The organism is Paenibacillus taichungensis (assembly GCF_003287275.1).
Taxonomy (GTDB): domain Bacteria; phylum Bacillota; class Bacilli; order Paenibacillales; family Paenibacillaceae; genus Paenibacillus; species Paenibacillus taichungensis_A.
This window is the reverse complement of record NZ_QEVW01000003.1, coordinates 259,843-285,596: the sequence shown is the minus strand read 5'-3', so window position 1 is coordinate 285,596 and position 25,754 is coordinate 259,843. Positions and strand designations below refer to the sequence as shown.

Annotated in this window: 30 protein-coding genes; 5 read left to right on the top strand and 25 right to left on the bottom strand. The window is 44.2% G+C overall.

The window, feature by feature from the left end; translation table 11 throughout:
* Window positions 1-13: 13 nt before the first annotated feature.
* The 7 genes from DC345_RS04830 to DC345_RS04800 form a co-directional block, all read right to left on the bottom strand.
* A complete protein-coding gene (locus tag DC345_RS04830) occupies window positions 14-262 on the bottom strand; it encodes a hypothetical protein (protein WP_113052128.1) in 249 nt (82 codons plus the stop codon).
* 149 nt (window positions 263-411) lie between these two features.
* Window positions 412-648 carry a hypothetical protein gene (locus tag DC345_RS04825; protein ID WP_113052127.1) on the bottom strand — a complete coding sequence of 79 codons (237 nt, stop codon included), beginning with the start codon at window positions 646-648 and terminating at the stop codon, window positions 412-414.
* Window positions 645-917, bottom strand: a complete 273-nt coding sequence (locus tag DC345_RS04820; protein ID WP_113052126.1) for a hypothetical protein — start codon at window positions 915-917, stop codon at window positions 645-647. Before DC345_RS04820 ends, DC345_RS04825 begins: the two co-directional genes overlap by 4 nt.
* Before the next feature lie 10 nt (window positions 918-927).
* A complete protein-coding gene (locus DC345_RS04815) occupies window positions 928-1,443 on the bottom strand; it encodes a helix-turn-helix transcriptional regulator (protein WP_113052125.1) in 516 nt (171 codons plus the stop codon).
* Between the two features lie 91 nt (window positions 1,444-1,534).
* A complete protein-coding gene (locus DC345_RS04810; protein ID WP_113052124.1) occupies window positions 1,535-1,780 on the bottom strand; it encodes a hypothetical protein in 246 nt (81 codons plus the stop codon).
* Complete coding sequence (locus DC345_RS04805; RefSeq protein ID WP_113052123.1) at window positions 1,780-2,097, bottom strand: MerR family transcriptional regulator; 318 nt, start codon at window positions 2,095-2,097, stop codon at window positions 1,780-1,782. The genes DC345_RS04810 and DC345_RS04805 overlap by 1 nt, the downstream gene beginning before the upstream one ends.
* Before the next feature lie 38 nt (window positions 2,098-2,135).
* Window positions 2,136-2,342, bottom strand: coding sequence for a helix-turn-helix domain-containing protein (locus tag DC345_RS04800; protein ID WP_397333631.1), 207 nt, complete (start codon window positions 2,340-2,342; stop codon window positions 2,136-2,138).
* 187 nt (window positions 2,343-2,529) lie between these two features.
* Here DC345_RS04800 and DC345_RS04795 point away from each other — a divergent pair, with 187 nt between their 5' ends.
* From DC345_RS04795 to DC345_RS04780, 4 genes are all read left to right on the top strand, one after another.
* Window positions 2,530-2,865, top strand: coding sequence for a helix-turn-helix domain-containing protein (locus DC345_RS04795; RefSeq protein ID WP_113052121.1), 336 nt, complete (start codon window positions 2,530-2,532; stop codon window positions 2,863-2,865).
* Window positions 2,866-2,897: 32 nt separating this feature from the next.
* Window positions 2,898-3,626: a hypothetical protein gene (locus DC345_RS04790; protein ID WP_113052120.1), complete on the top strand. Its 729-nt coding sequence runs from the start codon at window positions 2,898-2,900 to the stop codon at window positions 3,624-3,626.
* A gap of 78 nt (window positions 3,627-3,704) precedes the next feature.
* Window positions 3,705-4,325 (top strand): ImmA/IrrE family metallo-endopeptidase, encoded by a 621-nt coding sequence (locus DC345_RS04785; protein WP_258530555.1) that lies wholly within the window; start codon window positions 3,705-3,707, stop codon window positions 4,323-4,325.
* Window positions 4,326-4,339: 14 nt separating this feature from the next.
* Window positions 4,340-5,545, top strand: a complete 1,206-nt coding sequence (locus DC345_RS04780) for a tyrosine-type recombinase/integrase (protein ID WP_113052119.1) — start codon at window positions 4,340-4,342, stop codon at window positions 5,543-5,545.
* A gap of 77 nt (window positions 5,546-5,622) precedes the next feature.
* On the opposite strand, the gene DC345_RS04775 is transcribed toward DC345_RS04780, so the two are convergent.
* The 14 genes from DC345_RS04775 to metH form a co-directional block, all read right to left on the bottom strand.
* Window positions 5,623-6,264, bottom strand: a complete 642-nt coding sequence (locus DC345_RS04775; protein ID WP_181586482.1) for a hypothetical protein — start codon at window positions 6,262-6,264, stop codon at window positions 5,623-5,625.
* A 6-nt stretch (window positions 6,265-6,270) separates the two neighbouring features.
* Window positions 6,271-7,101, bottom strand: a complete 831-nt coding sequence (locus DC345_RS04770) for a CpaE/TadZ family protein (protein ID WP_113052118.1) — start codon at window positions 7,099-7,101, stop codon at window positions 6,271-6,273.
* On the bottom strand, window positions 7,098-7,811 hold the full coding sequence (locus DC345_RS04765; protein ID WP_113052117.1) for a hypothetical protein: 714 nt from the start codon (window positions 7,809-7,811) through the stop codon (window positions 7,098-7,100). Before DC345_RS04765 ends, DC345_RS04770 begins: the two co-directional genes overlap by 4 nt.
* Window positions 7,812-7,878: 67 nt before the next feature.
* Complete coding sequence (locus DC345_RS04760) at window positions 7,879-8,901, bottom strand: SAF domain-containing protein (protein WP_113052116.1); 1,023 nt, start codon at window positions 8,899-8,901, stop codon at window positions 7,879-7,881.
* A gap of 26 nt (window positions 8,902-8,927) precedes the next feature.
* A complete protein-coding gene (locus tag DC345_RS04755) occupies window positions 8,928-10,406 on the bottom strand; it encodes a serine/threonine protein kinase (RefSeq protein WP_113052115.1) in 1,479 nt (492 codons plus the stop codon).
* 179 nt (window positions 10,407-10,585) lie between these two features.
* Entirely contained in the window at window positions 10,586-11,635 is a 1,050-nt protein-coding gene (locus DC345_RS04750; RefSeq protein WP_113052114.1) for an SAM-dependent methyltransferase, read from the bottom strand.
* A 6-nt stretch (window positions 11,636-11,641) separates the two neighbouring features.
* Window positions 11,642-12,421, bottom strand: coding sequence for an ABC transporter ATP-binding protein (locus DC345_RS04745; protein WP_113052113.1), 780 nt, complete (start codon window positions 12,419-12,421; stop codon window positions 11,642-11,644).
* Window positions 12,418-12,735 carry a thioredoxin family protein gene (locus DC345_RS04740; protein WP_053780884.1) on the bottom strand — a complete coding sequence of 106 codons (318 nt, stop codon included), beginning with the start codon at window positions 12,733-12,735 and terminating at the stop codon, window positions 12,418-12,420. Before DC345_RS04740 ends, DC345_RS04745 begins: the two co-directional genes overlap by 4 nt.
* Window positions 12,735-13,073 carry a cyclic-phosphate processing receiver domain-containing protein gene (locus DC345_RS04735; protein WP_113052112.1) on the bottom strand — a complete coding sequence of 113 codons (339 nt, stop codon included), beginning with the start codon at window positions 13,071-13,073 and terminating at the stop codon, window positions 12,735-12,737. The genes DC345_RS04740 and DC345_RS04735 overlap by 1 nt, the downstream gene beginning before the upstream one ends.
* A 21-nt stretch (window positions 13,074-13,094) precedes the next feature.
* On the bottom strand, window positions 13,095-13,943 hold the full coding sequence (locus DC345_RS04730; RefSeq protein WP_113052111.1) for a deoxyribonuclease IV: 849 nt from the start codon (window positions 13,941-13,943) through the stop codon (window positions 13,095-13,097).
* Window positions 13,933-14,754 (bottom strand): Fpg/Nei family DNA glycosylase, encoded by an 822-nt coding sequence (locus DC345_RS04725; RefSeq protein WP_113052110.1) that lies wholly within the window; start codon window positions 14,752-14,754, stop codon window positions 13,933-13,935. Before DC345_RS04725 ends, DC345_RS04730 begins: the two co-directional genes overlap by 11 nt.
* A 7-nt stretch (window positions 14,755-14,761) precedes the next feature.
* The gene (locus tag DC345_RS04720; RefSeq protein WP_113052109.1) at window positions 14,762-15,571 is read right to left on the bottom strand and encodes a TIGR01457 family HAD-type hydrolase; all 810 of its coding nucleotides are present in this window, start codon (window positions 15,569-15,571) and stop codon (window positions 14,762-14,764) included.
* Window positions 15,572-15,925: 354 nt separating this feature from the next.
* Window positions 15,926-16,864, bottom strand: a complete 939-nt coding sequence (rnz, locus tag DC345_RS04715) for a ribonuclease Z (protein ID WP_113052177.1) — start codon at window positions 16,862-16,864, stop codon at window positions 15,926-15,928.
* Between the two features lie 73 nt (window positions 16,865-16,937).
* Entirely contained in the window at window positions 16,938-20,378 is a 3,441-nt protein-coding gene (gene metH / locus DC345_RS04710) for a methionine synthase (protein ID WP_113052108.1), read from the bottom strand.
* 178 nt (window positions 20,379-20,556) lie between these two features.
* On the opposite strand from metH, the gene DC345_RS04705 reads away from it, so the two are divergent.
* Window positions 20,557-21,102, top strand: a complete 546-nt coding sequence (locus DC345_RS04705) for a cupin domain-containing protein (protein WP_113052107.1) — start codon at window positions 20,557-20,559, stop codon at window positions 21,100-21,102.
* A gap of 89 nt (window positions 21,103-21,191) precedes the next feature.
* Here the strand turns inward: DC345_RS04705 and DC345_RS04700 are convergent, their stop codons facing one another.
* The 4 genes from DC345_RS04700 to DC345_RS04685 form a co-directional block, all read right to left on the bottom strand.
* Complete coding sequence (locus DC345_RS04700) at window positions 21,192-21,866, bottom strand: GntR family transcriptional regulator (RefSeq protein WP_076289099.1); 675 nt, start codon at window positions 21,864-21,866, stop codon at window positions 21,192-21,194.
* Window positions 21,867-21,970: 104 nt separating this feature from the next.
* Entirely contained in the window at window positions 21,971-23,602 is a 1,632-nt protein-coding gene (locus tag DC345_RS04695; RefSeq protein WP_113052106.1) for an ABC transporter substrate-binding protein, read from the bottom strand.
* 69 nt (window positions 23,603-23,671) lie between these two features.
* Window positions 23,672-24,541: a carbohydrate ABC transporter permease gene (locus DC345_RS04690; protein WP_024630394.1), complete on the bottom strand. Its 870-nt coding sequence runs from the start codon at window positions 24,539-24,541 to the stop codon at window positions 23,672-23,674.
* A gap of 12 nt (window positions 24,542-24,553) precedes the next feature.
* A complete protein-coding gene (locus tag DC345_RS04685) occupies window positions 24,554-25,483 on the bottom strand; it encodes an ABC transporter permease (RefSeq protein ID WP_371121626.1) in 930 nt (309 codons plus the stop codon).
* Window positions 25,484-25,754: the final 271 nt, after the last annotated feature.

Genomic DNA, 25,754 nt, shown 5'->3' with positions numbered 1-25,754 from the left:
GCCTAGCCCGCGGTCATTTTTCATTTTCTGGAACAGGTCCGTCTTCTGCGATCGTCTTCCAATCAACAATTACAGGGGCGTTCTCAACGCTTGTAATCAGTTGACCGTTCTCATCCAACACATAAAATTCAGAATGCACATGATCGGAATATTCGCACCCCATTTGTTTGATCTCAATGACCTCACGGCCATAAATCTCGGTTCCCACTTCAAAAACACGCGTGGGATTGCTTACAACCGTAAGCCGATGAATAATTTGCACGGGTTATCCTCCCTTCATATGTATTGATGCGTCAGCCGCATCTTCTGGCACCCTGGAGTCAACCACCCGAAGGCTAGGCTCCTTTTTATCGAAGCTCCCCCAGGACGCCCGAAGACAAGGCCGACAGGCTTGTCCATATCTCGTTTAAGTTAAATCTTCTCAATCTCCGCTACAGCCTGCGCCATGTATTCTGGTGGTAATTTTCTTAAGCTTTCAGCCGCATTATGCCAACGATGATAGATCATATCCCGCTCCTGCCAGAGAGCTTCGAAGTCCGTTCCCTGAACCGACCCATTGAATGCTGTCACATCCGCCGTGTTCTGGCGGAGGGCCTTGGCTGACTCAACGTAATTAATGATGATTTGGATGTATAATTGATTACTCATACCGATTCCCCCTTGCGTTTATCAGAGGAAGACGATAAAATAAGCAGCACAAGAGACTTTAGACGAGTTCTCAGACCAAGTGTCCGCCGTGCCAGGCGGGCATTTTTCATTTCTACTTCCGCAAACCGTATCATCCGGTTAAGATATTCTTCTGCGTTCTCCATTCGCCCAGGCAACATTTTTTCGGGTTGCTTCCGGATCACTTCCAAATTGTGCATCGAATTCATCCCTGCCTGCAGCGCTTCGTATGCCAACTGTTCACGAGTCATTTGCTCATCCTCATTTCATATATTTTTTAGCTTTCAGATCCGCGCGATGTTCTTTCCACGTCCCAAACCATGAAAACGAATATTCCTTACACAACACTGCTGCGAAATGCGTCAGCGCTGTGATCGCTTCGACCGTCTCCATAAGTAGCCGCTTCATGATCTGCCGATCAGCTTCGGTGAGCTGGTCGCCTGTCTTGTTGATCGGTGCCTCGGATGACAAGGCCAAAACTTCCTTTACCTCTTCCACCGTCTTGAACAAAACGCTAGCTCTATGTAGATCAACATTGTCCAGCCAGGGAGCAAACGCACCGCCTGTTACTTCCCCAGCCGCTGCAATGTATAGTTGGCCGTCATCGTAATGTTCAGCCGCACTACGCATTAGTTCTTTCGATGGATTACGAGTTCCCTTGATCACTTTTCCAATCTGAGAGCCATCCATGTGAACCGCTTCTCCGGCCTTTGCCAGCGTATCGCCAGTGCGCTTAAGCACTTCTCCCAAAGCTCCGGGAAAATGTCCGATTGTCATAGCTTTTAGATCTCCTTTGTCCGTTTTAGTCTGATGAATTTGGACAGAGAGCTGATGTAATATTGTGTTGTAAGATCTTCCCCTGATCCCTTCATCGTCCGCCGGTAGCCGGTACAGCTCCGGCGGATTTTCTTATTTGCTCAAGGTGAGCTTGGGTTGTTTCCTTCAATGTATTTAGTTCGTCAAACGTAATGTCTTCTGGATTATCCGTATGTCGACCGTTATATAATGTTTGCTGGAGTGCTTCATCCGGGTCTATGCCTTTTAATAACACTCGAATAGCTGCTCCTGCGGCACATGCTGCAGGTGAGGTTTTCCGATACCAGTGTAGTGACATTAGGCAACGCCTCCTCGCTGTTCCCAAAAGCCTTTGGCGTTGGCTTTCACCCACTCGGTATGCTCATCAATCCAAGCCATCAATGAGTGAAAAGGAACTCTCGGGTGACCAAACTCTCTGATCACTGGGAAGTCTTCTCTATTAAGAAGCTCGGCTGCTTTCGTAGCACCGATCTTTAGGAACTCCATCAATTGCTTCTTATCCATCAGGGTTGGATGCGTTTGAGAAGAAGCAAACGGTGATTGCTCGAGCGCCTTCTGAACAGCCGACATAATCATCTGTTCCAGCTCACTAGGATTGACTTCAATTTTGAACATTTTGACTTCACCTCTTTATAGAATTCTGAATTAGACAATCATGAACCCGTCTTTTCTGTAGAGTTTCCAACGAAAACTTCGCGCAACGCGTAGCGACTAGCCAAAAAAATTTCTTCTTTATTTTTCTTATAAAGTTGGGCTATCTGACCAGCACGTTCAGAACTAACTTGCCTTAAACCATTTTCAATCTGAGATAGATATCCCGCTGATATACCTAAATTTTTCGCTGCCTCTTCAAGACTCATATTTGCATTAAGGCGAGCTAATTTTGCAGAGCTACTCAATCGAATTCCTCCTTTCAAACTTTGCATAACGTGAAGTTAAGGTAATAATACATCGCATAAAGCAAAGTGTCAACGCGTTTCGCAAAGTTTTATGTATTTTATTTTCATTATGCAAAGTGCAAAGTATAATAAATAAAGGTGATGCGCTATGTTTAATGGAAAAAGATTGCGTAATTTACGCAAAGAAAAAGGTCTAACAATGAAAGACCTTGGAAAAAAATTTAGTTTGGCTGAATCAACAATTTCGGGATACGAAAATGAAACACGTAAGCCAGATCTAGAAACAGTCGATAAATTTGCTGATTTCTTCGAGGTATCAGCTGATTATCTTATGGGTCGATCTGTTTCGAAAGCCGCCTCAGGTGGTAGTGCCTATATGGATGGCGGTAAAGGATGGACGGAAGAAGAAAAAGAAGTGGCGAATGCAGCAATTCAAGCTTGGAGAGAAATGAAGAAAAAGCAACAGGAGCAGCAGGACAAATAGAATTACGACAATAGAATTTAAGAGGTGAGATTTTGCAAAGCCTATTCGTTTTAATGTTTTTATTAGGTTTTTTAGCTCTTTTCGTATTTCTCACTCTTGGAGTCTCGGCAGTCAAAAAGCAAAATGGTAAGGCTAAGAGACATTTTATTCTCACTTTAGCTTCTATCGTGATGGCTTGTGTTGGCGTTTTTGGAATTCGACTCTTCTCGGACGATTCAACCATCAGTACGACAACACAGACTGTAAATACTCCAACTGAAGCTTTAGCTGTAAATAAACAGGAAAATGTAACTTCGTCTGCGCCTGCACTCTTCAGCATGTCTACGGATGAGTTCAAAAATGAGTTTAACGCTATAGTTGGAAAATACAGATTAAATGGTTTAGGCATAACCAAACTCGATTTAACTAAGTCTCAAGAGAGCGATACGAGAACTTTCCAATATACTTTCAATGATGACTTAAGTATGGTTGGTGTTTTAAACTCAAATGAAAAAATACAAGAAATGATTCTAATAGGAACTGGCGGTTTCAGTGAGCAAACTGGTGCAACGCTGATGACAGCCGTAGCAACCCTTATTATGACAAGCAATAGCGAGTACACATATAACGATGCGCAAGATGTTCTAAAAGATATAGGCTTACTCGATAGTGATATGAACATAAACGATTTTGATGGAGCAACTGTTAGAAACGGTTATAAATATCGATTCAAAATTCAAGACAATAACATTTCTACATTTGGTATCACTGCAGCTAAGTAATTCTCTAAAGCCCTTCTGGGCTTTTCTTTTAAACCAAAAACCGAACATATGTACTATTCTACAAGGAGAAATGGCACAATGCTTCCATATTATGAACCAACAGATACAGAACTGTTGATCTGCGATTTGTATCAAGTGTTTGGAATTAAACATCCGCATGAGCTGGATATCGACCTAATTGCCTCCATATGGGGCGCGGATATCATTTACTACAATGGAAAACCGAAATCTCATTGGGAAGATTGGGGGAGCGTTATTTTTCTAAATAAAGATACTTCTCTCATACAACAACGGGCAGATTTCTTTCATGAGCTTGCTCACATTGTTCGTCACGAGGGCCACCAAGATGAACTTCCTAAGCTTTTTGTAGATCTTCAAGAGATCCAAGCATCGAACTTTAGATTAATGGCTTCTATGCCCTACTACCTTCTCCCTACGCCTTTAGATATGACTTGGGGTGAATATATAGGGCTTCTATCAGAAGAGTTCAGAGTGCCTATTGAGCTCGCTGCAGACCGTGCTGAACAAATCGCCTCCAGGTTACATGAAGAATATCATACTTACCGCGAAGATGTTGAGATGATGAAAAGTAAAATTCAAATGGCAGTTTCACTATTTCGTTCATCACAAACAAAGCAACCTTCAAACGAGTCAAGGCGGCTTCTTCGTCAATTAAAAAATCAGACTGGTGAATATTAAGGAGTTGATCTTAAATGGCATATTTCTATAAAGTCACAGCCAACAATAAACAAGGTTATAAATGGGTTTGTGTTGGAGATGCTCCACCTGACCCTTACACAGGGAAAAGAAAACAAATATCACGAAGAGCAGACACAAAAAAGGAAGCCGAAAAACGAGTTAATAAATTTATTTCTGATTTAACATCCTACGGAATTGATACCCAAAAAAATAAAAAACTCACTTTTGAAATGGTAGCTAATGAATGGCTGTCTATATATTCAAAAGGTAAAATAAAGCAACGCACCATAGATCAGCGAGCATCAACTATTATTTCAATCTGTAAGTACCTTGGACAGCTTAAAATTGATCGAATTACACATAAACAGTATCAAAACATGCTTAATGATTACGACAGTAAAAGATACTCAACCAGTGCAATTATTACTTTGAACAGTGTAGCCAATATGATTTTTAAGTACGCGATAAAAAATAAATTGAGATTAGACAATCCGTGTTTTGGGGCAGTTATTCCTAAGAAAACTCGGACAGTTGAAGAGATTGAAAACGATGTAATTGCTGAGAAGTACTTTGAAAAAAATGAGTTGATAGAGTTTTTGGAAGCAACAAAAAGATATGGTCAGTACCAGGACATTGAAATGTTTTACTTATTATCCTTTTCAGGCATGAGATCTGGTGAAATGTGTGCATTGAAGTGGACAGACATATATTTCGAAACTAATGAAATTCGAATTACAAAAACTATTTACAGTAAAAACGATAATCGCGGTAATTATATTTTAACTCCACCTAAAACAGACGGTTCGATCAGGACTATTGACATCGACAGCAGCATTATGAAATTATTAAAAGAACATAAAGAGCTTCAAAGAAAAGCACCTCGGACAATGAATTCTCATGATATGAATTTTGTTTTTTGTAGAATAAATGGATCTCCTTTTTTCCCAAAGATTGTATTAAGTCGTATGAAAAAAATTCTTCTCAAGACAACTATAACAAAACCTGCCACCCCTCATATCTTTAGGCATACGCATATTAGTATGCTTGCGGAAGCAGGAGCCGATTTGAAATCAACAATGGCCAGAGTTGGACATACAAATGCAAAGACGACTCTGCAGGTATACACTCACGTTACAGATAAAATGAAAAAAGACACCTCTAACAAGATAAAAATACGTTACTCAGATATACTTGATTCAACAGAATCGCAAGAAAAGTGATTTTTTTTGTGAGTTTTAGAAATTTTCAAACCATCTATTCCCTTGTATCCCTTGCGATATAAGGGATTTCTATTTATCTAACCTTTATAATGTTGATAGATACGTTGAACGATGATATCCGTTTTTTCTCTGAATCCAAGCTCTCTATACTCACACTCAAACACATATCGGATGTCCTCCTCGGAGATATAGTAACTTCCTCCGTCGTCTGCACCTTCACTCAGCCTCAGTCTGCCCAGATCATAAGTGTCAATCATGCGCGACAAAGCATCAACACCAAATTGCTGCCGGTATAGATAAAACACAATTTCGAATTGATCCTGAACCGTCAGCAGCTCCGTTTCACCAAAATAAATGACCTCATCAATGTTCGACTTACTCAGTCCTATACTGCGAGTAAGAAGATCACCTATCAGATTTTTGACATATGTTTTGTCACTGATGCTTCCTGATACACAACCTTTAAGCGCCTTGCGCATTTCGGCACGTTGATTGATTCTCCGGCGATATTCTTCTTCATGCAATCCGGCATCAGCAAGTTGACTATGACTAAGCTCATGAAGCGAGTTCTTTACTTTCTCCGTCAGCACTTCAATTGTGAAGGATTCACGCTCAGGGGCACGATTATGCTTTTCACGATGGGAAGCTCTATATTTGAACCAAACATACGCAAGGCATAACAGCAAAATTAAAATTAACCATAGGGTATTCCAGGGCATCAGAGGTCAGGCTCCCCTTTCTAGCCTCTTTAGTACGGTTCGCATCCCTGCTCCGTCCATAATGAGGCGAGCAAGTTCAGTCATACTTGCGGCAAAGCTCCCTTTACGAATATCTTTATTGTTGCTCAGACCTTCCAGTTGCAAGTACGCAGCCGCATCACGACGATTGAAGGCATCCAGAAATCCGGTGGAATAAGGCAACACTGATATCGAGCCTTTGTATCGAAAACGCCGACGAATGTTGGTGATGGTTGCACGTGAATGAGGATCATACTTATTCAGCACGATGTGCAGCTTCTGATCACTCATACTCTCGGGTCTGATTTTTTCAAAAAAATACTCCAGATCCCTCATATTTTGATTCAGGTTCACCACAACATAGTCCGCTTGATCCACCAGAACCTTGTTATTAGTACCTGCGCGATCTGCATCGAGAAGAACCAGATCATAATATTCGTTGGCTACGTGCAGCAGCGTTTTTAATGTATCCACATGCTCTTCTGAGGAACGCTCCAGCCTGTTAATTCTGCCAGTCAACAAATCCAGACGATCTTTGAGCAGCGGCTTGGTGTAATCCCTCAAATTGTGCTTGTTCAGACTCCCGCTGATATGCAGCCGTTCCACAGCATCCCATCCCCCCTCCTCGAATGTAAATGCTGATCCCGTGTCCTCTATTTCTTTAGGTGGAAGGGCTGCTTCTGCGCTGCTACCGACTGGACCTGTATTTACAATCAAAATTCTTGTCCTATATTGAAGGGCCATTGCATAGGCGCCGATTAACGCACTTGAGGTGCTGCCTGTTCCTGCAAAAGGACTCCAAAACGTAATGGTGCTCATGCCCTCATCCTTTCTGCTTCTTTAATAGCCCGGCGACTCTGGACATTTTCCCATCCGGTCAACTGCTCCACTAATCTGCATAGCGATCTTTTATAGTTCCGTGACAGTGGCCCCAGGCGAATACGGCGATGATGCTCGTTTTCCAGTTTGACTGCTGCAGTCAGTTCATCCCAAGGCAACATCAGCGATTCCCCTGTCCATACAAATGGACTACCTTCCAGATACGCCCACAAATATCGAGCTTCCAGTTTGCATTCAACGGCATTAATCAAAATGCGCTGGAACGGTAGTTCTGCTGGCAGGGACTGTTCTTCAAGCAAACGCTTGAGCCACCCTTTACCTCGTTCCAGATTGTAGCGTTCATAGTCACTGACCCAGACACGAGTATCTGCTGTGAGCCATAGATCACGTGACGCAAAGTGTGATGTTTCCATGTCGTAAAGGACATAATCATAACTCTCTAATTTCTCGCCATTCGCTTCAAGATGACTCTCTACCGCTGTTGAAGTTACGAACTGACAAGCGATATCAAAACCTTCAAATTCTGTAATACGCAGAGATTGCTGACTTTCCCCAACGCCGTATCCATATTTTTGTTGTAGTGTTCCATCAACAAGCAAGACACGTTTACCGGAGGATGCTAGTATTTTGCAAAGGTACAGCATCAGGTCATTCTTTTCGCATAACCCAGCAAAGATCCATGTTTGCATAGCTATCAAAGCTCCTTAAAGTTTCTTTATACGTTGTTAAATGCATAATAATTATATTTCCTACGTTTTACTCCCCGCCCGTTAGCAAGCTTTTCTGCTCATCCGTACTTGAAGTTGATGTTGAAAAATCATTGCTCTCTGTACCCGTCGTTCCGCTGCTACCTGAACCGTCATTCCAGATGACCCCATCAGTAGACGAAGAATTATTCGCTCCAGGGCGACTATTGTATGAAACGGAAGACTGTGCAACATCCTGCTCTACACCTTGGGATGGCGCTGACATGGATGCGGCGAGTGAACTTTCTAGCGAACTTCGTACTTGCCGCGCTAACTCCACTTCAGCCCGACGTACAAGATTAGGATCACTCTCCAACAGTTTTAACACTTCATTGTTGGCAGGGTATGTCGGGATTGCTGGTGTCTGGAACTGGGGTTCTACATAGGTTAGGGCATAGATTGAAGCTTTATGTAAATAGGCATCTACAATTGCACTTGAAAGGGACAGGATCTCCTCCTCCGACATTGTAATCCATAGTGTAGCTGCATTTAACCTTTCAACTTTCTTTTTGGACAGGAGAATATAGTCTTGACCCGTTGGAAACTGAATACGAATATCAATGATGTCTCCCTTCGCAAGTGAAGAGGGTAATAACACAACCTGTAGTTCACGGTTTCTTAAATCCGGCGGTGCCGGGGTATCCTCATACACCATTTCAGTTGTAATAGCAGTTCCCTTTTTTAATTCTATTTTCGCCACTTGACCATCCATCTGCTTGGAGCTGGACCACAGATTCCTTGGTGCCTGAGCATCTGGAACGGCTATCAGTTTGATATCCTCGGGCAATATCGGCTCTCCTGCTTCAACATCCCGTATAGTTACCCATCCCTGTGCCCCCGAGTTCCATTGTTGCATCAATTCAGCTTCTTTTTGTTCGTAGGCTGACGAGTAACGGGACTCCACTTCAGCTCTCGTATCACTCATGGTTTTGACATTGTAAATGACATATGCCCCAAACAATAAACCGATTGCTCCTGCTCCCGTCAATCCAGCGTAAATCAGTTGACGGCTTTGTTTTCTTAATTTAGACAAAAGAGGCTCTCCTTTCGCAATCTCTTCTAATCATGTACTCTTTTTCTTGCAAAGAATGAACGTTTCTTGGGAAGCTGCCCCATCATATGAGTCAGAATATGTGCAAAAACCTTATCCATCTGCGGCTCCCGATCAAAGGGATCGATATGTAAAGGCAGGCCGTAGACACTGGAAGTATCCAATGTTTTTCGGATGCGCTGAACGGCATCAGATGCTGCCAGTGGCAGGCAGTAGATCCATTTGTCTTTCGGGTACCGGTTGTGTGAACGGACAAAAGATCCAATCTCAGCTTGTCTCCATTCGGCACCGGAACCTATAACAATGGGCAAGTCAGCTCTGAGAAACTCTTCAAGCCGGTTCTGATCCTGACCACTGCCCAGATCCATCACAATGAACTGATAGCTGCCTCCCAATAAAGACAGGATGTCTGCACGTCCAGATTGTTTCCAGTAATGTACACCATCCACTGCAAACTGTCTGCCTGCTGGCACGGGTTTACCTGCATGCGCCACTTGTTGAATCCGTGTAAACGATTGGGAACGTGGCGACATCTCGATTATGGCCACTTTGAAGTTCTGCCGCTCCAGATAGTGACTTATGGCTATGGCCGTATGCGTAACTCCAACACCGGATGATGCCCCTGTCAAAGCGATCACTCTTGTTCCTCCGCTTATCGTCACCGTCGTTTCTGAACCACCAGCAGCTATTCCCGGTCTGCGCAGCAGCTCCTTACGAACTTCATCAGCCGATTGAAAACGTTCATTCGGATTCAGTCGCAACAACCTTCTCGCAACAGGAATATAGGTACGTGGAACATCGCTGCGAATGGAACTCTCTACTCCCTGAATCCATTCGGTATAAGTCCCACAAGTCATGAGATAAAGCAGCAATGCTCCAAGCCCATAAAGGTCAGAACGCGCATCCGTCTGGCCTGAACCATATTGTTCTGGTGCAGCGAAGCCGGCCGTTCCCAATTTAACCGTATCATCAACTCTTTGTGCTTTATAGCTCCGTGCTATCCCAAAATCAATCAGTCTAACTTCATGTTCTGGTGTAATCATAATGTTGGATGGTTTCAAATCCCGGTAGATGACAGGCGGGTCCAGACTATGCAAATAACTCAATACATCCAGCAACTGAAGCACAAACTCCGTCATATGCTCAAGCGGAATCTTCCCCCGACATTGCTTGAAATAGTCACTAAGTGTCAATCCTTCAATGTACTCCATCACAAGATAGGTATAACCGTGCTCATCAGGAACAAAAAAATCTACGATTTGCGGCAATCTGGGATGCCTCAGAGATGTAAGAAGAGCAGCTTCTGACTCCATACTGCCTTCGTATGGCATCGCCGTCACACTTTCTTTAATCGCCCAGGTTTTGCCTGGCAACTTCAAATCCTCTGCTTCATATACATGGCTCATGCCACCTGAACCTAGAATGGACACAATACGATACCTTCCTCCCAGCAGGCTTCCACGCTCGAGCCTGGCCGGATGTCTCATATAGACTCCTCCTTGTATGCATAACAAAAAAGGGAAAGCTTCACCGAAGCGGAACAGACCGGATAGCCGGACTCTTCACTTCGGGATGCTTTCCCTCAACTTGTTATGGTTAATATTGGTATCATTATAGTATAGGCAATGAGGTGTTGTAAAGCATAAAATTTAATGCCTTTAATATCTTAATACTTAATCATATATAGCGTGATTTCTTCACGGTTATGAAACAACTGTTTGGAACGTTGAATCTGCATCCGGGAGCGCTCAAATGTATCGATGACTTCTTTTATCAACGCAAGCGGCTTCTTGTGCAGTAACTTCACTGTCACAACTGCTGTCCCCCCTGATTGAAGACTGTATAACAAGTCCGATATAAGACGGCTCATCAGCTTGGGACTCCAGCTCATATCACATACGAGCAGATCGAATTCCGCTTCGCGGAAACGTACATCACCAGCATTCTTTTTCAAAAACGTCAATTTGGGAGATTCCAGCAGGGTCGCATCCATCTTGGCAGGATCAACAGCTGTAACTTCAAGCCCGCGCTCTAGCAGGAAAGAGGTCCATCCACCAGGCGCAGCACCAATGTCCAATGCTTTGTGAAAAGAAGTAAAGTCGATGCCAAATGTCTGCTCCGCTTCAAGCAATTTGAATTTGGCACGAGAGATTTGGCCCTCTTCCTTCTGAAAACGAACTGCTCCGCCACTCCAGTCCGACAGATTTTGATCCGGTCTGGATACACCGGCATATAACATGTCATCGGCAACGAAGACTGATATAACATGATCCGCATCACGGACAACCCAATCACAACCAAGGTCATCCAACTTCTCGGTCAAGAGCTGTTTCAATGAAGCAGCGTTCTCCCTCCAGAAGGCCCCTTCGGTTTTACGAACTTGTAATGCAACTTTAGTGCCTGTTAACTCCGTATGGTTCAACACAAATGAAATCAATTTTTCCATTGCTTGCGCTGAATCTTCCGTATTTTCCTGAAATTGAACAGGTTGAATATGACGTAAAAACGTCGGGCTTTCTTCCAAAAGCTTGATCGCTACCTCTTCTTCCGCAATCGGAAGACCGGCAAGCAGAATCTCACCTGGTACGAGTACCGTGCTCTTTACTGCCCCAAATGTACGGCGCAATTCCTCCTGAGCATAGGGTGCAAAACCATGATTGGCTGTGCAGATAAAACGGGAGAAGTCTCCTTCACCCCAAGATGACTGTGTACTCAAAATGTGTTACCCTCCAGAACGTACGCGAATCCAGGGACGTCCATCTTCCCACTGGATATCAACCGGAACATCGTACGTATGCTTAATTGTATCTTGTGTTAAAACTTCCTGTTTGGGCCCTGCCGCAGCAATACGTCCATCGCGGATCAAGGCCACATGTGTGAACAAAGGTACGATCTCTTCCACGTGATGTGTTACATAAACGACAGTGATATTACGCTTACGTAGCCGATCAATTTCGGCCAACATTTTCTCACGTTCATACAGATCTAGTCCGGCACAAGGCTCGTCCATAATCAGCAATTTGGGATCTGCCATCAATGAACGAGCCAGCATTACTTTTTTGCGCTCCCCCTGAGAAAGGGTGCCGAGCGGATGATTAGCAAGTTTTGCAAAACCCATTTCATCAAGCAGGTTGAATGCTTTGGCCTTCACGTCATCCGGAATCGTTTGATAGAAACGCAAAAAAGCATAAGCTCCTGTTGCGACAACTTCCCATACAGGATCTCGATGTGTCAGTTTCTCAATCAATGTCTGACTGATATAACCAATTTCTTTCCGAACCTCCCGAACGTCACATTGACCATACAGATTGCCCAATACTTCAATACGCCCCTGACTTGGAAACATATATCCATTCATCATTTCCAGCAACGTTGTTTTACCTGAACCATTGCGTCCAAGAATTACCCAATGTTCGCCTTCTTTAACATGCAGATGAACGTCATCCAGAATCTGATTGTCTTCCCTTCTAAGAGAAACATGCTCCATTGAGATTACACTCATTTCAGTACCGCCTTTCGGATTTCCCCTAACAGATGCTCGACAGAGTTCATCCGATAAACCATTCTGGGTACATCATGCTCTCCATCAAACAGCATAACAGCAGGCACACTCGAAATCTGAAACTGCTGCACAAGTTCCGGGATATCGTGAATATTCATCTCGGTCAAAATCCCTTCGGGCAGCAAATGTTCCGCGATCTCAAGCATTCGACGTGCTGCTGCGCAAGTTCCGCAAAGCGGGGTATAGATAAATACAGCCTGAGGCATGCCTTCCCATACACCGCGCATTAACATTTTGGTCGTAATTGGCTTCATCAGCTTTCTTCTCCCGCAGCAACACGCAGCATAACTTCACCCGACATCGGACCATTATGGATGGTAACAGAGTCTGGTTTATTGCTGTACAACAATTCGTACATCTGACGTTTGCCATACATGCTGGACGTGTGCAAATAGATCTGTCGTGGAAACAAACCTTCCCGGACGATTGAAGCAGCAACTTCACCGCCATTCGGCGAATCTGGACCCAGTTCAAAATCCAGGGATAGAATGTCCACATCACCTTCTCTAAGCAGCATCAGGCATTCTTCTGCGTTGGTAGCCAGAACAAACCCTTTCGGACATGCCCGGTAATCATCCAAAAAAACATGCATTACATTCGCTCCTCTCCCCATTTAAAGCCAGGAACGCATGAGCTCAATGTCACCACGGTGTGTTCCATCTTCGCCTGATTCGGTTTCCAGCACAACTACCGCTTGCTGAAATTCAGGCGCACATAACAGTTCCTGCATCGCTTTTTTTCCTATATAACCTTGTCCAATTCGTGCATGTCTGTCCTTGCATGAACCGGAAGGATATTTCGAATCATTAAAGTGAACAGCCGCAAGAGCATCCCAGTATCCCAGCAGTCTGCCTTTTTCCAGCATCGATGCCTCATTGCCTGACGTCCACATGCCTGAAGCAAAAGCATGACATGTGTCAAAACAAAAAGCAATATGTTCAGGATACCGGCATAGCTTACGAATCTGTATCAACTCTTCCATCGTCGTACCCATGGGACCATGATCTCCAGCCTGATTTTCAAGCAGAACCTTAGCCTGTCCATCCCAATCTGCTAAAGCGGTATCCAGACAGGATATGAGATTCTGATATCCTTCGAGTGGTTCATTGCTCTTGAGATGACCAAAATGAACTACAGTCCCTACTGAACCGCAGGCATCTGCAATATGCAAATCATTTTGTATCGATGCAATGGTTGCATGAAAACCCGCCTCTCCTCGGGTTTTGCCCAAAGCCGGATTCGTGGGATAGGGTGAGTGCGCAATGGAAGAAATCCCCTGCGTCTCACACCAGTCCCGACACTGTTCAGCATCTTTGAGGTCCAATTCTTTCAAGCCAAGACTCCGCGGGTTCTTCGGAAAATATTGAAATGCCGTAGCACCCATCTCATATGCCCGTTTGGCTGCCTGAAGAAATCCACCTCTGGTGCTAACATGTGCCCCGATTCCGCTTTTAGGCCTCATGCTGGCAATCTGGACAGAAGAAAGCCTTCTTGCCCGTAATTTCCACGCGCGCTATCGTTCCCCCACAACGAGGGCAAGTTTCCCCTTCACGATCATACACTCGGCACTGCTCGTCAAAACTTCCCGTCTTGGTATCTCCCTGCATCAACGGCATTTCCATATAACCGCCTTCCGAAGCAGCTTCCCGCAACACGGATTGCATAGAATGGTACAAACGTGCTGTGAGTTCAGGCGATGCAGCAATATTTTGAGTCTTAGAGCTTGGTCTCAGACCTGCTGCAAATGCAATCTCATCTGAATAACAATTTCCGATGCCTGCAATAATGTGCTGGTTAACCAGTGTAGTTTTGAGTGTACCTCGACGTCCTTTCAACAGAGCAGCAAAGCGTTCTGCATTCATGCGCCGATCAAGAGGTTCAGGTCCAAGATCAGACATAGCCTCTTCCGTCTCTTTGGAAGTAAGCAAATGTAGATATCCTAAACGGAGCCCAATAAAGTATAACGTATACTCTCCAAACTGAATTTCCACTTGCGTGGAACGATCAGGACGTTCAGCTTCCGTGCCCCAGAAAATCATTCCGCCCAGCATGAGATGAAGCACAAGCCGCTTGCCATTAGCCAGATGAAAGATCAGATGTTTGGCCCTACGCTCTACAAATATGATACGATTGCCTGTCAGTTCACGGGTAAACACATCAGGATCGGTATTAATCGACTTTTCACGGTTAACCACCACACTTGTAATCGGCAAATCGAGTATTTTCTCGGACAGCAAGGTCCGGTAGTTTTCCATTTCCGGCAATTCCGGCATCGTACATCTACCCCTTCTTGGATGCTTGGCCTGTCGTCTGCGACAGCCACTCAATCAGTTTATGCAAATCTTCAAACACATGATCAGGACGAACCTTGGTCGCCTGGATGTGGCTATCCATATTGTCCCGTGTCGTTATCCCCGTAAGAACCAGCAGAGTTTCGCATCCCGCCGCAGCTCCTGCGGCAATATCTGTACGCATATTGTCTCCGATTACAGCAACTTCATCAGACTTTAAGTTCAATCGGCTAATGGCAGACTTCATAATAATACTTGATGGTTTGCCAATGACGGTGGGATGAACTCCGGTTGCCGCTTCTATCGCTGCCCCAATCGTCCCTGCTCCCGGCGTAAGCCCATCATCAGAAGGTAGCTGCAAATCAGGATTGGTCATAACAGATTTAGAGCCACCATTGATCCAGCGAAGCGCTTTAGTCAATTTATGATAGGAAAATTCACGATCAATTCCTTGTATAACGTATTCAGGTTCATCGTCTGTTAGTGAAAGACCTGCTGCTTCAATCGCTTGCAACAGCCCTTCTTCCCCGATACAAGCCACTTTCGCACCCGGAGACTCTTGTGCCACGTATTCCGCAGCCGCCACCGCAGAAGTACATACCTGAGATGCATCGGCGGGGATGCCCATCCCATTCAGATGATCTGCCACACCTTGCGGTGTACGCGAAGAATTATTAGTCACAAACAAATAAGGCATGCCTTGTTCATTCAATGTCCGAATAAGCTTATCGGCTCCTTCGATACGATGTCTGCCATGATAGAGCGTACCATCCAGGTCGATCAGATAGGCCTTAATCATATACAGCACTTCCTTTCTTTATTGCATTAACATTTCATGTCCTTAACCATTTGCATCGAACTACAATGCTAACCTATGTATACAGTACATAAAAATGGCTTGCTCGCATCTGCACGCAACACGTCGAACTGAATCGAACCTGGACGTTTAGCCCCGCGCGTCTTCTGTACAAGCTTGTCATTTCCTGCGCTTTCCCGGAAAATAATTGAATCATTTCCCTGCTCATATTGCCCATCCTACACGCTTTCCGGCCAGATTGCAAAAGGGACCTCGGGAGTAACTTCCCCTCAGTCCCGTGTAATTAACGGCTTGTTCTCCCGTCGTGTTTGGCTGTACTCTTTTGCACATCCACCATTAGGATTCGCTCTTACGGTGAACAACTGGAATAAGCTCGTGTTCAATCGCAAGTTTGGAATTCGGGAATATCGATTGCGCCTCCTCCAGAAGTGGCTGCAACTGATCCTCATCTTTGTAACGAGAGCTAAAATGGGTCATGATCAGCTGTCCCGCACCTGCCGCTCTCGCCGCCTCAGCCGCTTGCTTCGAAGTACTATGATAGTACTCATGTGCCGTATCAGCCAAATCATGCAGGAACGTAGCTTCGTGTACAAGAACATCCGCATTTAGAGCGAGCGGCTGCACATTGTCACACGGGCGTGTATCGCCCAAGATGGTAATGACCATACCTCGCTTGGGTGCACCCAACACATCTTCTGGACGAAGGAAGTCCCCGTTGTCGAGGGTAATCGTTTCTCCCCGTTTCAAGCGACCAAATAGCGGCCCCGGCTTCAAGCCATACTCAGCCAGTTTTGCAGGGTCCAGACTGCCTGGACGATCCTTTTCGGTAATCCGATATCCATAACTGTCGATACGATGTTCTAGCAACGCAGATTCTACAATGAAGCTCTCATCTTCGAAAAGCACTCCGCCTGTATGTTCCACAATGCTTAGTTCATAGTTTAGCCGTGATTGGCTCAGCTCCATGGTTGTCATGATCATTCGTTCAGTTCCTGGCGGTCCATACACCGTTAACGGTGTAGTGCCACCCTGATATGCTCTGCTGGAGAGCAGACCTGGTAGTCCAAATACATGATCTCCATGTAAATGGGTGATAAATATTTTCTCCAATTTGCTCAATTTAAGGGGAGAACTTAAAATCTGATGCTGGGTTCCTTCCCCGCAGTCAAACAACCACAATGCTCTGCGCTCATCCAACATGCGCAGCCCTATGGAAGTTACATTCCGCTGAAGCGTAGGTACACCAGCGTTAGTTCCCAGGAAATATAGTTCCATCTGGATCGCACCTCTTTCTGCTGCCAGCAAAAAGCCTCCGACAATGCGGAGGGCTTTGCCTGACCTTTTACTTTTAAGCCTTATCCACGTTAAAATACTTCGCTTGCGGATGGCTGAATACCATCGCCGATACCGATGCTTCAGGTTCCATCATGAAACCTTCAGTCAATTCCACACCAATATCCTCAGGCTGTAACAACTTGAACAGTGGGCCTTGGTCTTCCAAGTCGGGACAAGCCGGATATCCGAATGATACCCTGATTCCCTGATAGCGTGCTCCATGACGTTGCTTCATGGTCATCTGTGCTGGATCCGGGAATCCCCAGATATCTCTCATCATATGATGAACCCGCTCAGCTAATCCCTCTGCTACTTCAAGCGCTACGGATTGCAGAGCATGTGAACGAAGATAATCACCTTGCTCCTTCCAAGCTGTCGATAACTCCCGTACACCATGCCCAGCCGTTACGACCATGAAACCAACGTAATCCATTTGTCCGGATTCCACTGGCTTTAAGAAATCGGAAAGACACAGGTATGGTTCAACTTTTTGACGAGGGAACGTGAATGTATGCAAGATATTACTTGTATTCTCCGGGTCATAGATGATGACGCTGTTACCACTGGACTGAGCTGGGAAGAAACGATACATCGCATGCGCCTGAATAATCCCGTCACGAACAGCTTCCTGCATAATATCATCCACTACCGCTTTCAGGTCAGTGGCTTTCTGATCACCCGAAGCAAGCAACTGCTCTACTGAGCCACGCAAACCAAGATGGTGACCTAGCAACATCTGCATGTTCACATACGGTAATATGTGTGATAGCGGATAGTTGCGCATCACATGTCGTTCCAGATCCGGTGGAACGAGAACCGGATTGTCTACTGCGATATCCGAACGCTCTACCCGTGTAAGCTCGGGAAGTGATGTAACGGTTTCTGCGCCAGCTGCGTCCGCCTCTTTTTCAGCGTCCATCTCCAGCTGCATCACTTCACGAGTACTTGGATTCATCAGCTTGTTGGCCAAATCCAGGCCATCCATCGCATCTTTTGCATATACAACCATGCCGTTATATTCCGGGCGTATACGATTCTTGGTGAATTTGCGTGTCAATGCCGCTCCACCAACCATAATAGGCACATCAATACCTGCTGTGCGTAAGTCCTGAGCGGTTAAAATCATCTGTTGTGCCGATTTCACCAACAGACCGGATAAACCGATAGCATCGACTTTCTCTTCTCTGTATGCCTCGATAATTCGCTCTGGTGGTACTTTTATACCCAAATTAATGATCCGGTAACCGTTATTGGAAAGGATGATCTCCACCAGGTTTTTGCCGATGTCATGCACATCGCCTTTGACCGTCGCTAAAATAATCTTTCCTTTAACTGACGTCTCATTTTTCTCCATGAACTGTTCCAAATAAGCAACCGAAGCCTTCATAACTTCCGCGCTCTGAAGCACTTCTGCTACGATCAGCTCATTATTGTTAAACAGTCGCCCTACTTCTTCCATGCCCCGCATCAACGGGCCATTGATTACTTCAAGGGCTGTATATTTGGCGAGTGCCTGCTCCAGATCGGGCAGCAAACCTTCTTTGCTTCCTTCAACAACATACGATGCGAGACGTTCTTCCAACGACAGGTTCGAAATCTTTTCTTTTTTCTCAACCTTTTTGTTACGGAACGCGGCTACGAAAGCAGCCAGTGTTTCATCATTCGTATTATATAACAGCTCTTCCGAGAGTCTGCGCTCTTCTTCGGGAATGGATGCATAACGCTCCAGCTTCTCGGTGTTGACGATGGCATAATCGAGACCTGCTTTGGTACACTCATATAAAAATACAGAGTTCAGCACTTCACGCCCAGCTTCAGGCAATCCAAATGAAATGTTACTGATCCCCAGTATCGTATGACATTCAGGCATCGCTTCTTTAATTACACGTATACCTTCGATTGTTTCTTTCGCCGATCCGATATACTGTTCATCGCCCGTCCCTACTGGAAACACCAGGGTATCAAAAATCAGGTCTTCGGCTTTTAAGCCATATTTGTTCACCAGCAAATCGTAAGACCGCTTGGCTACCTCCAGCTTGTCCTCACGACTAATGGCTTGACCGCGTTCATCAATCGTTCCAACAACGACAGCACCGCCGTATTTATGCAAGAGCGGAGTGACCAGCTCGAACTTTTCCTCGCCGTCCTCAAGGTTAATGGAGTTAATTATCGCTTTACCCTGAGAGTATTGCAGTGCAAGGTCGATGACGGCTGCATCTGTCGTATCGATCATAAGTGGCACCTTTACTTTTTTGACAACAAGTTCAAGGAATTTCTCCATGTCTTCAGCTTCTTCACGGTCCGGGTCTTGAACACAAACGTCGACAACATGTGCCCCATTTTTCACCTGAGCCCGAGCAATTTCTGAAGCTTCTTCATATTTACCTTCAACAATAAGACGCTTGAATTTTCGTGATCCAAGTACGTTCGTACGTTCCCCAACCATGTAAGGGCGATTGTCCTGTTCGACGTAGACTGGATCTATTCCTGACAACGCTGGTGGATGTGTTCCGTTCATTTCTCTGGGAGGGTACTTGGCAAGTGTATCCCGCATTGCCCGAATATGTGCAGGTGTTGTTCCACAGCAACCGCCCGCGATGTTCAACCAGCCTTGTTCGGCAAAAGCACCGATCTTCTGGGCAAGCGAATCCGGGGATTCATGGTAATTACCATTTTCATCCGGAAGACCTGCATTCGGATAACAACTTACTGCAACTGAAGCCATACCGGAAAGTGATCGAATATGGTCACGCATAAATTCCGGACCTGTAGCACAGTTTAGTCCCACTGAAATTGGGTTAAGGTGTTCTAAGGATATATAAAAAGACTCAATGTTCTGACCAGCTAGGGTTGTACCCATCGGTTCGATCGTTCCTGAGATCATCAGAGGAAGTTTGATGCCGCTTTGCTCGAATGCCTGTTGAATTCCAATGCTACCTGCTTTTACATTAAGCGTGTCTTGTGAGGTTTCGAGCAGCAACGCATCAACGCCTCCCTCAATTAAAGCAAGCGCTTGCTCGAAATAACTGTCGATGAGCTCTTGAAAAGTTACTCCACCCGTTACTGACAGCGTTTTGGTTGTAGGTCCCATTGCACCTACCACATAACGTGGAGACTCCGGTGTCGAAAATCGATCCACGGCAGCTTTTGCGATTCTGGCTGCCTCGAGATTAATTTCACGTGCACGGTCCTGAATGTCATATTCAGCAAGTACAACAGAAGTTGCACCAAACGTATTTGTTTCAATCAAGTCAGCACCGGCTTCCAGATATTCCTCATGAATACGCTGGATTAGATCCGGACGTGTAAGCACAAGCATTTCATTACATCCATCCAGGTCTTCTCCGCCAAAATCTGCGCCAGTGAGATCAACTTGTTGAATCATGGTCCCCATTGCACCGTCGAGGATCAATATTCGTTGTTTTAATGCATCATGTAGGCTAAGCTTGTCCAATATCGTCACCTCCGCAAAACGTTAAATCTTAGTTTAACAGAAACTAACTTAATGTGAAAGATCGGGTTTGATCAGTCCCCAGGCGGTTTTTATGAAGTCCGAATGAATTTGTGAATCGACAAAAATAGTGGAATCCGATATAATAGCGATTAAACCAAGTGGAAAAGAGGGAAAGAATATGGCTGAAATTGTAATCCGAAATACGAACGAACGTATCACTGGAGACGAAAATGTTCGAAATTTCTTAAACAAATATGAAGTATTATTTGAAAAATGGGACGCGTCCAAATTAAACACTGATCTGCAAAACAACTTTGGACTCACTGATGAACAAAAAGAAGAAGTACTAAAAACATTTGATTATGAAATCAGAGACTTGGCTGCACGTCGCGGGTACCAAATCTGGGATGTCATTACGCTGTCTGAACAAACACCAGATATTGAAGAGAAGCTTGCCAAATTCGAAGAGATTCATACTCATGCTGAAGATGAAATCCGTGCTATTGTAGCCGGCAAAGGAATCTTTGTCATCAAAGCTACAGATGATGTAGGTTACTTTAATGTAGAATTGTCTCCTGGAGACGTAATCTCTGTACCTGAGAACACCCCACACTTCTTCACATTGATGGAGAACAAACAAATCATTGCCGTACGTCTGTTCATTGAAAAAGATGGCTGGATCGCAGATCCTTACCCAGATTCAACGTTTATCAAACAAGCCTAATAAGCAAATTCTATTATTTGCTCAACAAACCCCTGTTCAATTCGAACAGGGGTTTCTTCATATTCAGATAGTATACAACATTAGATGTCCTATATAAAATAATGTGGATATTTTGCCTTCATCTTCTCTTGTTCAACAACAACTAGTCTGAGATGTGCTTCCATAACTTCAACAGCTCGCTCGGTTTCACGTTCCGTAATAAGCCGGTATATTTCTTTATGTTGTGAAATAATAACCTCTGCATCGGAATCTTCAGACAAGCGTAATAAACGAAGGCGATTAAAGGGAATATTGAGCTGCTGCAGCATTTTCCAAGTTCTCATTTTTCCTGTGCCTTGAAACAATATCTGATGAAACTCTTCATCCAGTTCAAAAAGCCGATAAAAATTATTTTTTCCTATACATACTTCCTGCATAGCAATATTGGTTTCAAGTCTGAATCTGAATTCTTCCGGAAAAGAAGCACAAGCCAGCGTAACAATTTCCTTCTCCATCTTCTCTCTCATAAACCGGCCTTCTTCAACATGCTCCAGATTAATATGGGAGACAATGGTACCACTCTGTGGAATGATATCCAGTAATTCTTCCTCGGCAAGCTTCATGAAAGCTTCACGTACTGGTGTTCTGCTTACTTGCAATTCATCCGCAATTTCCTTCTCGGAAATCTTGGTACCAGGCTCAAGTTCAAGGTGCAGAATCCGTTCCTTTATCAGATTGTATGAATAAGCCCGGGTCGAACCTCTAATCTTTTGATTAAGTGACATGCCTTAACCTCTTCCTCTCAGCCATATTCATCCATCTTAGCACAATTTGCCGTTCCACTAAAATTCCCTAAATGAAACGGCAACGGGCAAATTTCAGTTCAGAACTATTGTTGCTTGTTTTCTTTGTACTTCTTATATGTGTCATTGGAAAGCTGCATATACTGAGGCAAGCCTTGGCTCTCCAGCTCTTTTACAAATGCATCAAACTCGGAAAGATTACGTTCTCCCAGAATAAATTTAAGCGTATTTTGATCCGAGAAATCCTTGAGCGGTGTACTAAGCAGTGTCACCTGTTCACGATCAATATCTGAGTAAGGAATTGGCGGCTCGGCAGGGATCACTTCTTTGATATCTTTCATGTCTTGCTGGAATTTCAGCTCTTCCTCACTAAACATGGAGTGCAACAAGTCTGTCGTTCCTCCATAGGCAAACACACCACCGGAGAATCCGTAATCAATACGCAAGTCCTTCGTACCTTTTGGATTCAATCCGTTATAGTTCACATCTTCTACCAATTTACGAACGCCATCCTGTTTGGTGAAGGTTTCGCCTTCTACTCCCCATTTGGCAAATTCCTGACCTTCATCACTATAGTATAACCAGTCAATAAATTGCATGGTTGCTTTGAAATTCTCGTTGTCTTTAATTTTCCCGGAAATCATGACACCGTTTTCAAGTCTGGATCCGGACATCAATTGACCTTTTGGACCACCAGGAACTGTAATTTTGGCGATGGAGAAATTCCCTTCTCCCAACGTTTTGTTCATATCGTTACGATGAAGCACTACCGTTTGCGAGTTACCGTTAATAATAAAGGATTTTCCAGAAACAAACTTTTGAATAGCCTGGTCATCGTCCTGGGTGAAGCTTTCCTTATCCAGCAACCCTTCCGATACAAGCTTGTTAAAGTAAGTTAACATTTCCTTGTATTCCGGTGTAGTCGAAGTGTATACAAATTCATCCTGATCTTCTTTATACGTTAAACCATTTCCAAATCCCCACCCAGCTTTCGTTCCAAAACTGGTAGCAGCAATATTCAATGTACTGTTAAATTGGAAACGATCTGAGAACGGAGTTGAATCTGGATAGATTTCTTTCAGCTTTTTGGCTGCATCATACAATTCGTCCCAAGTTTTTGGAATGGCAATGTTATTTTTCTCAAAAATATCAGTTCTCACAATAAGGGTATAGTCCGGCCAAACCTCTTCATGTAAGCCTGGGAGTACATAATATTTTCCATCTTCTTGTCGAAGACCCTCAAGTTCATCTTGGAGTCCCCATTTCTCAACCTTATCTTTGAAATTTGGCATCAAATCAACATAGTCACTCACGGGCAAAATCGCACCAGAGGATACAAAAGCAGATTCTTCACCCGGATAGGTTTTCGGAATAACCAACGGGGCATCTCCAGAGCTGATTAGAAGAGATCTTTTCTGGGAATAGTCACTCATCGGAACGATGGTAGGTTCCAGCGTGACTCCGGTTTTTTCCGTGATTTTTTGAAACAGGAGCCAGTCTTTTTTGTACGGGTATGCTGGCTGGTCGCTGTACAGAATAGATAGATTAAATGGTTCAGCCGCTTTGAAGGTTTCTCCTACACCGTATGATTCCATGGCCCCCTTGGATTCTGGCTCAACTTTCTCTCCACCAGCACCACTGCTACATGCTGCCAGAACGACACTCATCATTGTTGCCAATACCATCTTGCCTACAAGCTTACGTGGTCTATGTTTCATTTAATTCTCCCCCTGCATGTGGTTTAGATTGGCCTTACAATCAAGATGTTGAACTATATCGGGTTAGGATTACTGTTTAACAGATCCCAACATGATACCGGTTACAAAATATCTTTGAACAAATGGATAAATCGTTAAAATAGGCAAAATGGTGAGTACCATCGTGACCGATTTGATATTTGCAGAAATTTGAGTCAGATTATCCGCTGAAGCACCAGCCGAAGCACCGCCAGTTGCACCTGCAATCATGTTGCGCAAGTAGATCGTAACGGGAAACAGTTCCTTTTTGTCGAGATACAGGAAGGCTGGAAACCAGGAGTTCCAATGTCCCACAGCGTAAAACAGAACCATTGTTGCCATGACAGCTTTACTCAGTGGTAGAATGATCCGCAACAAAATGCCATACGTATTCAAACCGTCAATAGCTGCCGCTTCCTCAAGCTCTTCAGGCATGTTTTCGAAAAATGATTTCATAATTAACATGTTATAGATACTGATTGCACCAGGCACAACCAATGCCCACATCGTATTATTGAAGCCCAGAGAGTTAATCAGAACATAGTTAGGAATCAAACCTCCACTGAAAAACATCGTGAACACAGCGAACATCGTCAAAAATTTACGTCCCATCAATCTTTTCTTGGATAAGGCATAAGCGAAGATGGTCGTCATGAACATGGAAATCAAGGTACCTACAACGGTATATATAATTGTGTTTTTATAGTTGGTCCAGAACATACTATCGCGTGAGATGGTCTTGTAGGTTTCCACATTAAATCCTCTTGGGATAATGCTCACCTTGCCTGAATTGATATAAGCCTCGCTGCTGAAGGATTGGGCTACAACATTCAAAAATGGATAGAGCGTGATGAATACCACAAGCAGCAGAAAGATGGCATTGAAAACTTTAAATACTTTGTATGATTTTGATTCCAGCATATTGCTCCTCCTTTACCACAAGCTTCGTTGTGTCAGTCTGCGTGAAATTGCATTAACCGAGAATACCAGGATCAGTCCAATAATGGATTCGAACAAACCAATGGCGGTAGCATAGCTGAAATTGCTCGACTGCAAACCTACCCGGTACAGATAAGTAGAAATCACGTCAGATGTCTCGTAGATCAGCGGATTGTAAAGGAGCAAGATTTTCTCAAATCCAACCGCAAGGAAATTACCCATGTTCAAAATCAGCAATGTAACGATCGTTGGCAAAATGCCTGGTATGGTTATATGGAGGGTTTGCTTCCAACGGTTCGCACCATCGATCCGCGCAGCCTCATACAAAGAATCATCAATTGTTGTTAATGCAGCCAAATATAGAATGGCTCCCCACCCCATACCTTGCCAAACCTCAGAGGTGATATAGATTGTTCTGAACCATTCCGCACGTTGCATGAAAGGAATGCTGTCTCCAGTAAAGAATGATACCATTCCGTTAATGGAGCCATTAACTGCCGTTAATTGCAGAATCATTCCGGCAACGATAACGATGGACAAGAAGTGCGGAAGATACGATGCGGTCTGCACAAACTTTTTGAAACGTTTGCTTTTCACCTCATTCAGCAGCAAAGCAAAAATGATCGGGACTGGGAAGGTGAAAAGTAACGCAAGTCCACCGAGCATAAGTGTGTTCCCAAATACTTTCCAAAAGGTTGGGTCTTGAATGAACATCTGAAAATACCTGAATCCAACCCACGTCTCTCCAAAAATACTGCCTCCCGGTACAAATCGTCTAAATGCGATTACATTACCGAGCATGGGCCCATATTTGAAAATAATAAGATAGATAATTGGAAGAATTAACAGTGAGTACAGCTGCCAATCTTTGCGAAGCAGTGCTGTAACAGTTCTTAACCTGCTTTCTTTACGTAAAGATGTCATCGTTAGCGTGGTTTTAGCGGTTTCCGACTCCATATGTTATTTCACTCCGATCCTTAGCTTGATAAAATAAAAGCGTTTTCGATCATTTTTTATCATCTCTTCTTTTTGTAGAAGACAAGTAATCAGATGCACTTCACCCCCACCTGCAGAATAAACCAAACAAGAAAAATGTAAGCGATATCAATTCTAGGAATCACTAGAGATACAGATCGGATAAGATGCTTACCCTCAATTTCTCACTAACTACTTCATGTTGTATTTCCAGAACTAA